We start from the raw sequence: 11,543 nt of genomic DNA, 5'->3' as shown, positions 1-11,543 counted from the left end.
AATTCCTCGTGTTTATTCATAACTCAATTGCAATAACCATTGTCTTTAAACCATTTAACCGCATCTTTGAGCGCTTCGGCAGCAGGGCGATAGCGGTAACCTAAATCGCGTTCGGCTTTGGCGCTGGAAAAGTACATCATCTTTTTTGCCATACGAATGCTATCCAATGTGGCGCGAGGCTCCGCTTGCGTCATGAGAGCAATTTTCTCCATGCACCAGGCTATCGGAAGCATAACGTTGATCGGGATACTGACGCGGTAATGCCGGGCGCTATTAATCTCATCGATGGTTTCCAGGATTTGCAGCAGCGTCATGTTGTCGCCACCCAGAATATAGCGTTCTTGCGGTTTGCCATAGAGGTAGGCGAGTAAATGCCCATAGGCAATATCATCCACATGTGCGATATTGAGACCGGTATTTACATAGGCCGGCATGCGGCCAACGATTGTATCCAGGACGATACGCCCGGTCGGAGTCGGGCGGATATCATTCGGGCCAATCGGTGTCGACGGATTTACGATGATCAAAGGCAATTGGTGATCAACGGTCAATTGTCTGACTAACTGCTCGGCCTGATATTTCGAATGCTTGTAGTGACCGTTGATAGCTGCTGGGTCGCTTGGTGTTTCTTCATTTGCGGGTGTTCCATCCGGGTTTAAACCCAGCGTGGCGACGCTGCTGGTATACACAATCCGTTTCAAGCCTGCTTGATGAGCGGCTATAATGAGCGCGCGCGTACCGGCGACATTAGTTTCATACATGGTTCCCGGGTCCGGAACCCAAAGGCGGTAGTCGGCTGCGACGTGAAAAAGATTATCGCATCCTTGAACCGCGCGTTTGAGTGATTCAGAATCCCTCAGATCGCCTTCGACGATTTCAATTGGATAGTTTTCGAGGTTCCGGCGGTCGCTACCGGGTCTGGCCAAAACGCGAACTTCATGTCCGGCAGTGAGCAGACAACGCATGACGGCCGAACCGAGAAACCCGGTAGCACCGGTAACTAATGATTTCATGGTGCCTTTGAGTCGAAATAGATGGTTGGAATGCCCGGAATGCACATTAGTCGATTACTTACGGAGTGCCTGAAAGTACTTCACTGTGGAGTTCTGCGACGGGAAGGTTTCGTGACGTTAATTTGAATAATAACTCCAATATCCAATCGTTACTGGCAAATAAACTCGTTAGTGCAATGGTTGTCTTGACGCTGTTACGGCTGATTTTTACTTGCGCGCCTTCAGAAAAATCCCGATGTTTATTGATTTTATTCAAAGTAAGAATGGCCATGCCAATCGCCCAGAGGCAAAAACGCCGAATTCCTTTTTCGTGGAGCGGGATCAGACTGGTATAAATTAACGCATTCTGCAAATGTCCTTTGGCTATTCCCAATAACTCTGCCAAACCTGCTTGGAATTTAGCATCTTTCATACCCGGTCGCATATCAGTGAGATAAAAGCCGTATTTAAGAAAGATGTCTTGTGGCAACCAGCAGGCGCCGCGTTTACGATCATCCCAGATGTCTTTGAGGATGTTGGTCATTTGCAATCCCTGACCGAAAGAGACGGACAGTTTCATCAGTGTTGACCTATGCAGATTAATTTCTTCCGAATAATCGCAAAATAATTCGGTCAGCATTTCACCCACAACACCGGCAACGTAATAACAGTATTGATTCATTGCGGGCAAATCCTTCAGGCCATCCAAAGACTCTGTCTCCTGGTAGTCGGCCATGCCTTTCGCCATAATACGTACGCACCGCTCCAGTGCTTTTCGTTGCGCAGCATTGAAACTGTGAGTAACGCGGATGACAGCCGGCGTATTTTTGATTAAATCATGTTCGGCCGGGATGGTATGGTTGGATAAGAGAGGGTAAAGCTTTTGTGCAAATTCCTCCGCAGATGCGCTGCCGCAGACGACATCCGCAAACATATCCGACAGTTCTCTGGTTTGCTCGGATGAAAGCGCATTATCGTCTTCGATGGTATCGGTAATGCGGCATAGCAGGTAGGCATTGCCGATCACGCGGCGCAAAGCTTCCGGCAATTGCGGAATGGTCAATGCAAAAGTACGTGAAACCCCTTGCAGGATATGGTCCTGATAAAGTTCATCGTCAATACTGGGTTGGCTTGTCATTACAAATTCATCATATGGCGATAACGCATCTTACTATAATTGAGCGTATCTCCAAATGCAGATTATTTATTGTGGTAACGTTTGCTCGGATGCAATGAGTTGATCGATGGTTTCACGTTGCCGGATAACGTAAGTCTTATCCTGATCGACCATGATCTCGGCGGCGCGTGGCCGGGTATTGTAATTGGAACTCATACTCATGCCATAAGCGCCGGCTGACATGACAGACAGTAAATCGCCGGTTTCCACGGCAAGCTCACGATCATGGCCGATAAAATCGCCGGTTTCGCATACTGGACCGACGACTTCATACCTTTTGGCTTCTGCGCGACTGTTAAATACCGGAAGGATTTCATGATACGCGTCATACAATGCCGGGCGCATCAGATCGTTCATCGCTGCATCGACAATGGCAAAATTTCGGGCGGATGTGTGTTTAAGGTATTCAATACGAGTGAGCAGAATACCGGAATTTCCAACCAGCGAGCGTCCAGGTTCTATCAATAAGCGCTGCTGAATGTGCTGAGTGCCGGCGCAGAGTGAAGAGACGTAATTTTTAATGGTCGGTGGCGTCTCATGCGTGTAGCGTATGCCCAAACCGCCGCCCAGATCCAGATGTTCGATCTTCAACCCCTGAGATTGTAGTTTACTAAGCAATTGAAGCATTTTCTCGCTTGCCTGCATGAAGGGTCCGAGCTCCGTTAATTGCGAACCGATATGGCAGTCAAGACCTGTAAAACGGATATTTGAATACTTCTGCGCGGATTGATAGATGCTTTCAGCGGTACTGGCCGGGATGCCGAATTTGTTTTCCTTGAGACCGGTAGAAATGTACGGATGTGTTTTGGCATCGACATCCGGATTAACGCGCAGGCTAACCGGGGCAATTTTGTCCATTGCTCGCGCCACTTGGTTTAAGGTGATTAATTCAGCTTCAGATTCCACGTTAAAACACAGGATATTGGCGGCAAGCGCCAGTTGTATTTCAGCACGGCTCTTTCCGACACCTGAAAAGACAGTTTTTCCAGGATCGCCGCCAGCTTGAAGCACACGCTGCAGTTCTCCGCCTGACACAATATCAAAGCCGCTGCCAAGCCGTGCGAAGAGATTCAGGATAGCGATATTGGAATTAGCTTTTACCGCATAGCAGATCAAGTGGTCGCGACCTGCAAAAGCTGTTTCAAATTCTTGATAAGCTTTGGTCAGCGCAGATCGTGAATAGACATAACAAGGCGTTCCGTACGTTTCAGCAATTTTCCGCAGCGGAACGGATTCCACAAAAAGCTCGTTATCACGGTAATTAAATTCGGGAAAGCCGCTCATTTCTTTTCAGTGTCGTTGGAAATTACAGGATTTTCCGTATCGGTTTTGGGTAGATACAGAGCGCCTTTATGACCACAGGCGCTTAACAGGAAAGCAGAAACAAGCAAGATAACAAATAAACGCATGAGAATCTATTATTTTAAAGTTGATAAGATACTAACATAACAAATACCAATGTTATAAACGCGCGTGACTATAACAAGTCGATGATACTGCTAGTTGCCAAGCGATACCGAATTCAACCAATTAACCAGTTCGCCAATGAGCCGGTTACTGGCGGTATTGATTGCAGAGACAGCGCCGGCAGCATCGGCCGAGGGTGCTTTCTCCGAAATACTAAAATCTTTCTGCGCCAACAGTTTACGTGAGTTACGCTCGATCAAACTGGCACGCAACCCAAATACCACATGGCTGTCAGTCGCAGTTTCAAAAACATGCACTAGCTCTTTCAATTCGATGTCCAACGTCCGATCGGTTTTCGCGGTGCTGCTGTCTTTAATGACGTATTCATTCAACTGGAAAACGATTTGATTGCGCAGTTGCTGGGTAAACAGCGCGGCAGGTGATGCTATCCAGCGGCTGTTACCATACGTGAAGGTTTGCGCGGGATTATGATACATCAAGCGGTAATGAATCCCAGTGTTGTCGAGCCATGCGGGGGATGTCACATCGGCTATCAACAGGCTTTTTTTGTCCTGCTGGGATTGCGGTGTTTGCGTTGTCGCCGTTTCCTTGGTGGAAGGGTAAAGGACTCCAAAATCATAAGTCGATATCCCGCCGGGTGCTTTTTGCAGCGGTGTACAACTTGCGATTAATGAAAAAAACAATATCGTTAGCAGCGTTCTGATCATTGCTGAATTCCTTTGGGTAGCACAAATCCTTCCTCTCCCGGTCCGGGTTGCGTCGATGGGCGTCCAAAAATCAGGCTTTGCGGATTTTCTTCCAATTGCTGTAACACCCGGTCAAAATTGCTTGAGTTGCGTGCAATGTTGTTACTCAATTTTCTCAATTCCGGAATGGTAACGGCGAGTTCTTGGGCGCTTTCCGCCAAGCTGTCAAAAATACCTTCTTTCTGGTTGGCTTTATTCATCGCCAGATTAATCTCTCCCAGCAGTTGATCGAGCCGTTTTACCAAGAACCCCGACTCGGTTGTCAATTCCGTGAACGACTCTAATACCGGCTGTAAGTGACTGGCGATACCGTCAAAATTTTTGGTGGCTTTATCGATATTTTGCAAAATTTGAGCAATATGCGTTTGATTGTCATCGTTAAGCAGGTGGTTCATTTTAAGGACTAATTTGTTGACGTTAGTCAACAAGTGCTGACCGGAAACCGTGACTTCATCGAATAGTGAGCGGCGCATCGGGATGCGCGCATGACTCGGCAGCTTGCCGGTACCGATGCCGTCATCATTCAATTGGATATAGGCAAGACCGGTTACTCCCTGGTAACCAAGCTGGGCATACACGGTATTTTGCAAATTGACGTTTTCATTTACCGAAATCTGTACCAGGATTTGCTGTGAATCTTCCGGATCAAATTCAATATTTTCAACTTTGCCGATGAGTACCCCGCGGTAATGCACGGAAGATTGCGGATTAAGTCCGCTGACCGATTCTTTGGTAACAACCAGATAGGAAACGCGCTGGATGTTGTCGCCGCTAAACCAAGTTGCAACCAGTCCGACAGCGATGCTGAGGAGAATGACAAAGATGCCGGCTACAAGGGCATGGGCGCGGTTTTCCATGGATGCTCCGAGTGTGAGTTTTGTTCAATTTTGTGTCGAATACTTTTGAAATAGCTGGTGATAAACGGATGCTGGAACCGGCATATCTGTTCCAGCGTGTCGGCGATAATCACTTTCTGATCCGCAAGTACGGCAATACGATCGGACAGCGCCACCAGCGTATCCAGATCATGCGTCACCATCACAATGGTGAGATTCAATTCCCTGCGCAGCGAAAGGATCAATTCAACAAAGCTTTCGCTAAGTTCTGGATCCAAACCGGCGGTCGGTTCATCCAGAAAAAGCAGTTCGGGATCGAGCGCTAACGCACGTGCTAACGCGACGCGTTTGATCATGCCACCGGATAAAGCTGCCGGCATTTTATCGGCATGTTCCGCGCCGATGGCGACCATATCCAGTTTAACCATTACCAATTCACGAATTAGATCTTCGCTCAACGAGTGAAGTTCTCGTAATGGCAGAGCGACATTATCAAAGACAGTCAGTGCGCTGAATAACGCACCTTGCTGAAACAGGACGCCGGAGCGGTTACGGATATTACTTTTCAGATGATTGCGAAGCATATCATCCCGGGGCTGGCCAAAAATCTTGACGCTGCCTTGGGATGGCTGCTCCAAGCCCAGCATTTGGCGCAATAAGGTAGTTTTTCCGCTGCCGGAGCCGCCGATGAGTGTGAGAATTTCGCCGCGATACACGCATAGGTTAATGCCGCGATGGACCACATGGTCACCAAAACGGGTATGGAGAGACTCGATCTCAATGACACATTCGGGATTCAGCATGGTGCTAGGAGATTCCTACATCTGAAAACATGACAGCAAAAATTGCATCGATAATAATCACCATTGTGATTGCGGTAACCACGGAAGTGGTGGTGCCTTCTCCCAGACTCTCTGTGTTAGGTTTGATTCTTAATCCGAAATGACAAGCAATCAGCGCGATAACCATACCGCACACGACTCCCTTTCCCAGACCGAGCCATAAATTTGCGATTGGCACAGTGTCCGGCAATGACCGCAAGAAATGATGATGACTCAGTCCTAATTGTAACTCAGCCGCAACCATTCCGCCGATTAATGCGATGGCGCTGGTCCAAAGCACCAATAAGGGCATGGCGATACCGAGACCTAAAACTTTGGGTAAGATGAGGCGCTGGCTATGCGAGATGCCCATGACGGTTAACGCGTCCAATTCCTGCGTTACGCGCATCACGCCTAATTGCGCTGTCATCGACGAACCGGAACGTCCGGCGACAAGAATAGCGGCCAGCATGGGGCCTAATTCGCGAATAATGCTGATTCCAAGGATATTGATGATAAAGATATCCGCACCGAATATCTGTAACTGTTTAGAAGACAAATAGCTTAATACGATACCGATCAGAAAACCGACCAATGCCGTAATCCCGAGAGCCTGCGCACCGGTGCGGTATAAGTTTGCGGAAATTTCGCGCCAAGGGATCAAAACAGGATGCCGTATCAAATACAACACATCCAGCATTAACTGACCGATTAGCATCACCAATCCGAGCGTATTGTTCCATAACAGCAACGCCAGCCGGCCAAGGGTTGTAACAGGCCAAGCCAGATCCCGGTAGCGAGCGGTTATCTGGAGCAGTGGAACATGTTCAAGCCGGGCAAGCATCTTTTCATGTTCCGGGCGTAACTGCAGATGCTTCGGGCGTTGCCCCTTCCATGCGCGCCAAAGTATCGTTGTCCCCGCCGTGTCAAGCTGTTGAATGCCGGTCAAATCCCAGTGTAGATCCAGATTCTGAGCTAGTTGCGCAAGTTCATGGGATAACGATTCCAGGCTGGGTCCCAAAGCGACCAACGTGTAATGTCCTGTCAGCACAATTTGCGTCGAACCATCAGTGGTGCTGAGCTGGTACCAGGAATTGAGCGATGTGCGATTAAGTTCAGATGGCATACATGGATGCGGATTGGTGTGTGTTGCTTAAAATTATTTGATGCAATAGATTAGATTGCGTGTAGCTGGTTCAAAATTAATGAAAATACATTGCGATCTATCATTGACAACTTATGCAAAAAAAAAACCGCAGAATCGATGGGAGTGTCCGCGGGAGGGAACGAAGCCTATTTGACTTGAGCCATTTCAGAGCGCGCTAATGCCGGATTATCCGCAAAGTATTTTTTGATGCCTAAGAACATGGCATCCGCCATTCTGTCTTGATATTGCGTGCTGCGCAATTTTATTTCTTCCTTGGGGTTACTCAAGAAGGCGGTTTCGACCAGAATCGACGGAATATCCGGCGACTTGAGCACGGCAAAGCCCGCTTGTTCAACATTGCGTTTGTGGAGATGATTAATGCCGCCAAGCTGTTTCAACACGTATTCCGCCAGTTTAACGCTGTCGTTAATTGTCGCATTGAGTGATAAATCCAGCAGTAGCTCCTTAATATCCTTGGATTTTGAGGTGATATCGATACCGCCCATCAAATCGTTGTCGACACTGTTTTCTTTATTCGCAAGCCAACTGGCGGTTGTCGAAGTCGCGCCATGTTCCGAAAGTGTGAAGACCGAAGAGCCGTGCGCATGTGATTTGGGATTGGCGTCGGCATGGATGGATATGAACAAGTCGGCATTGGCGCGGCGGGCATTGATGCGCCGTTGCGGCAATGAAATATAGTAATCCCCGTCACGAGTGAGAACAGCGCGCATATTCGGTTCTTTGTTGATGCGCTCTCTCAGTTTCCGCGCAATCGCAAGCGTGACATCTTTTTCATAGGTGCCTTGCTGACCCACCGCACCGGGATCCTTACCGCCGTGTCCAGGATCGATCGCCACGATTAAGATTCGCGGGACTTTAACTTTTTCTGGTTTGCGATTCTGCGTCGCAGCGATACTGTCGGGTTGCTTGGCCGGTGTCACAGTTGCTGTCAGTTGCGGTTTCGGCCCGTGCGGGAAAATCAATTGCACCGGACTCGCTTTTTTTTCGGTTCCGCTTTGGATCAGTGTCGCGACCAGTTCATCCAACGCATCGGTTGCAAAATCACCGGGGAGGTTATCGGTGACGTTGGGAGTTGCCGCGGTTTTGGTTGCTTTGTCCGGGTGATGAATATCCAATATCAAACGATGCGCGAAGTTATCTTTCGGTTCCATCACAAAAGCGCGCGGCACGACATTCGACTTCAGGTCGAAAACCAGCCGGATTACATCCGGTTTAAACTGTCCGACACGGATTTTCTGCACATAGGGATCGATCGCATCGACTTTATCGGGTAATGCCGCGAGCGCCGGTGTAATCTTGATTTGATTGAGATCAATGACAACGCGATGGGGATTGCTCAGCATGCTCAGCTCGTAATCCAACGGCTGATTCGATTCCAAAGTGATGCGCGTGTAATCGGGCGTGAGTCCGACACGAGCGGATTTTATCGTTGCATTTGCGGCGGCTGCCGGTTGTAACGCCAACACGCAGAACAATACAACGATTAATTGAAAGAATTGCAGATAGCTTCTTGCGGACGCGTCGTGTGTGCTACTGAGGTGAGGAATTATCGATTGTTTGTTTTCCAATGTGTTAAACATTGTTTTCCTGTTTCGGTGCAAGCCTGAATTTCGATTTGCCGGCCAGTATCGAGAATATCAAGAATGCATCGCAGATCCGGTGGTGGCAATAAATCACCTGCTTTTTCAGGCCATTCAACCACGCAAATCGAATCTGAATTAAAATATTCGCGGAAACCTGCTTCTTCCCATTCAAGGTAGTCATTGAACCGATAAAAATCAAAGTGATAGAAGTATAACCCAGAGATTTTGTAGATTTCAACTAAATTGTAGGTCGGGCTTTTGACGGAATGCGTGTATCCAAGCCCGCGTAGCATGCCTCTGGTCAGGGCCGTTTTGCCGGAACCCAAGTTGCCGGTCAAATGAATTGTCATGCCAGGTTTTATATAACTAACTAATTTTTCACCAAATTTTATGGTTTCTGTGTCGTCGGCTAAAAAATGCGAGAAGCATTCAGATGATCCGGCATTGTTTGAATGAGTGTTATGCAAGTAAATCTCTCAAATCCCAAAAAAAATCCTGATTATGCGGTTTTAGCAACAGCGATCAAAACCTGGGGCAAAGCATTGGGTTTTCACGATGTCCGCATTGCCGACGCGCATGCTGATATGTCCACGGTCGAATCCGGTTTGTTCCATTGGCTGGAACAAGGATATCACGGCACCATGGATTATATGGCGAAACATGGCACCAAACGTACCCGGCCCGCGGAATTGGAACCGGGCACGCAACGCATCATTTCGGTATGCATGAATTATGCGCCGCCTGCCGTCAAAAATAGCTGGGAAGTGATTCGATCCGGTGAACGGGCGTTTATCTCACGCTACGCGTTAGGCCGCGATTACCATAAAGTGATCCGCACCCGGTTGCAAAAGCTCGCCGACCAGATTACAGAGGCAACGGGGTCGTTCAATTACCGGGTGTTTTCCGATAGCGCCCCGGTGATGGAAGTGGCATGGGCGCAGAAAGCCGGTCTCGGCTGGCGCGGTAAGCACACGTTATTATTGAATCGTCAGGCGGGATCGATGTTTTTTCTGGGAGAAATGTATGTCGATTTGCCGCTGCCGGTGGACGAAGAAACTCCGAGCTATTGCGGCAGTTGCACCCGCTGTATCGACATTTGTCCGACGCAAGCCATTGTCGCGCCTTACCAGGTCGATGCACGGCGTTGCATTTCTTATTTAACCATCGAACTCAAAGACAGCATCCCGGAACCGCTGCGGCCGCTGATCGGCAACCGCATCTATGGTTGCGACGATTGCCAATTGGTCTGTCCGTGGAATAAGTACGCCAAAATCACCAACGAAAACGATTTTCACGTGCGCAACGGCCTGGACGATGTATCGTTGATCGAATTGTTCGGTTGGGATCAAGCGACATTCGAAGTTAAGCTGGCCGGCAGCGCGATTCGCCGCATCGGCTATCCGCAATGGTTGCGCAATATTGCCGTTGGTTTGGGCAATGCGCCGCATTCAACAGAAATTGTACAGGCGTTGCAAGCGCGCGCAGACGATCCGTCGGAGATGGTGCGTGAGCATGTGCAGTGGGCATTGCAGCAACAACATCAAAAACGAACTGCTACTCGGGAGACATAAAAACATGAAAACAACATCGGTCATCGGTACGCCGCTGAGTCCGTCGGCGACCAAAGTCATGCTGCTTGGCAGCGGCGAGCTCGGCAAGGAAGTCATCATCGCATTGCAACGCCTCGGCGTCGAAACCATCGCGGTCGATCGCTACGCCAATGCACCGGGCCATCAAGTCGCGCATCGCGCGCATGTGATCAACATGGCCGACGGGCAAGCGTTACGCGCACTGATCGAACAGGAGCGGCCCGACATTATCGTGCCGGAAATCGAAGCGATTGCGACCGATATGCTGATCGAAGTCGAGCAAGCCGGTATCGCGACGGTGATTCCGACCGCGCGCGCCGCCAAATTGACGATGAACCGTGAAGGCATCCGCTGCCTGGCGGCGGAAACGCTGGGGTTGCCGACATCGCCGTATGCTTTCGCCAATAGCCTGGCGGAACTGCAAGCGGTGATCGACAGCAAGATCGGTTATCCGTGCATCGTCAAACCGGTGATGTCGTCGTCCGGCAAAGGGCAATCGCGCGTCGACAACGCCGGAGAAGTGGCAGCGGCTTGGAATTATGCCGCCAGCGGCAGCCGTGTCGATCAAGGACGGGTGATCGTCGAGGGCGTGATCCATTTCGACTACGAAATCACGCAACTGACGGTGCGGGCGCTCGAAGCCGGTGGCAGCGTCAAAACCCATTTCTGCGAACCGGTCGGGCATGTGCAGGTGCATGGCGATTACGTCGAAAGCTGGCAGCCGCAAGCAATGTCGCCGGTAGCGCTGCAGCGTGCACGCGAAATCGCCAAAATCATCACCGATGATTTAGGCGGGCTGGGTATTTTCGGTGTGGAATTGTTCGTCAAAGGTGACGACGTGTGGTTCAGCGAAGTCAGTCCGCGCCCGCACGACACCGGCATGGTGACCATGTGCAGCCAGAAGCAAAGCGAATTCGATCTGCACGCGCGGGCCATCTTGGGGTTGCCGGTGGATACGGCGTTGCTGGTGCCGGGCGCCAGCGCGGTGATTTACGGACAACTGGAAGCCAAAGGCATTGCATTTACCGGCATCGCCGAAGCGCTCAGCGTGCCGCAAAGCGATATCCGTCTGTTCGGCAAACCGGAATCGTTCAAGCGGCGCCGCATGGGGGTAGCGCTGGCGAACGGTATCAATACAGACGAAGCTCGGAGCCGTGCTAAACTTGCGGCCAGCCGGGTGATACCGACCCAAAACTAATCTCA

12 protein-coding genes are annotated in these 11,543 nt (G+C 49.8%); 2 read left to right on the top strand and 10 right to left on the bottom strand.

What is annotated here, in order from left to right; genetic code table 11:
* Positions 1–23: 23 nt before the first annotated feature.
* The 10 genes from hpnA to tsaE form a co-directional block, all read right to left on the bottom strand.
* A complete protein-coding gene (gene hpnA, locus ACV7NC_RS04330; protein ID WP_458154248.1) occupies positions 24–1,013 on the bottom strand; it encodes a hopanoid-associated sugar epimerase in 990 nt (329 codons plus the stop codon).
* Positions 1,014–1,071: 58 nt separating this feature from the next.
* On the bottom strand, positions 1,072–2,130 hold the full coding sequence (locus ACV7NC_RS04325; protein WP_458154247.1) for a phytoene/squalene synthase family protein: 1,059 nt from the start codon (positions 2,128–2,130) through the stop codon (positions 1,072–1,074).
* A 66-nt stretch (positions 2,131–2,196) separates the two neighbouring features.
* A complete protein-coding gene (gene lysA / locus ACV7NC_RS04320) occupies positions 2,197–3,453 on the bottom strand; it encodes a diaminopimelate decarboxylase (protein WP_458154246.1) in 1,257 nt (418 codons plus the stop codon).
* Positions 3,450–3,578 (bottom strand): LPS translocon maturation chaperone LptM, encoded by a 129-nt coding sequence (gene lptM / locus ACV7NC_RS04315; RefSeq protein WP_458154245.1) that lies wholly within the window; start codon positions 3,576–3,578, stop codon positions 3,450–3,452. The genes lysA and lptM overlap by 4 nt, the downstream gene beginning before the upstream one ends.
* Positions 3,579–3,668: 90 nt before the next feature.
* Entirely contained in the window at positions 3,669–4,304 is a 636-nt protein-coding gene (locus ACV7NC_RS04310; protein ID WP_458154244.1) for an ABC-type transport auxiliary lipoprotein family protein, read from the bottom strand.
* On the bottom strand, positions 4,301–5,200 hold the full coding sequence (locus tag ACV7NC_RS04305) for an MlaD family protein (protein ID WP_458154243.1): 900 nt from the start codon (positions 5,198–5,200) through the stop codon (positions 4,301–4,303). Before ACV7NC_RS04305 ends, ACV7NC_RS04310 begins: the two co-directional genes overlap by 4 nt.
* On the bottom strand, positions 5,173–5,982 hold the full coding sequence (locus ACV7NC_RS04300; RefSeq protein ID WP_458154242.1) for an ABC transporter ATP-binding protein: 810 nt from the start codon (positions 5,980–5,982) through the stop codon (positions 5,173–5,175). The genes ACV7NC_RS04305 and ACV7NC_RS04300 overlap by 28 nt, the downstream gene beginning before the upstream one ends.
* A gap of 4 nt (positions 5,983–5,986) precedes the next feature.
* The gene (locus ACV7NC_RS04295) at positions 5,987–7,126 is read right to left on the bottom strand and encodes an MlaE family ABC transporter permease (protein WP_458154241.1); all 1,140 of its coding nucleotides are present in this window, start codon (positions 7,124–7,126) and stop codon (positions 5,987–5,989) included.
* A 167-nt stretch (positions 7,127–7,293) separates the two neighbouring features.
* Entirely contained in the window at positions 7,294–8,748 is a 1,455-nt protein-coding gene (locus ACV7NC_RS04290; RefSeq protein ID WP_458154240.1) for an N-acetylmuramoyl-L-alanine amidase, read from the bottom strand.
* Positions 8,715–9,218 carry a tRNA (adenosine(37)-N6)-threonylcarbamoyltransferase complex ATPase subunit type 1 TsaE gene (gene tsaE / locus ACV7NC_RS04285; protein WP_458154239.1) on the bottom strand — a complete coding sequence of 168 codons (504 nt, stop codon included), beginning with the start codon at positions 9,216–9,218 and terminating at the stop codon, positions 8,715–8,717. The genes ACV7NC_RS04290 and tsaE overlap by 34 nt, the downstream gene beginning before the upstream one ends.
* On the opposite strand from tsaE, the gene queG reads away from it, so the two are divergent.
* Both queG and purT read left to right on the top strand, forming a co-directional pair.
* On the top strand, positions 9,213–10,322 hold the full coding sequence (queG, locus tag ACV7NC_RS04280) for a tRNA epoxyqueuosine(34) reductase QueG (RefSeq protein WP_458154238.1): 1,110 nt from the start codon (positions 9,213–9,215) through the stop codon (positions 10,320–10,322). The genes tsaE and queG overlap by 6 nt on opposite strands.
* Before the next feature lie 4 nt (positions 10,323–10,326).
* A complete protein-coding gene (purT, locus tag ACV7NC_RS04275) occupies positions 10,327–11,538 on the top strand; it encodes a formate-dependent phosphoribosylglycinamide formyltransferase (protein WP_458154237.1) in 1,212 nt (403 codons plus the stop codon).
* Positions 11,539–11,543 lie beyond the last annotated feature (5 nt).

The sequence above is a fragment of the Nitrosomonas limosa genome, from assembly GCF_054188085.1.
The sequence above is the reverse complement of the archived record's forward strand: the minus strand, read 5'-3'. Positions and strand labels throughout refer to the sequence as shown.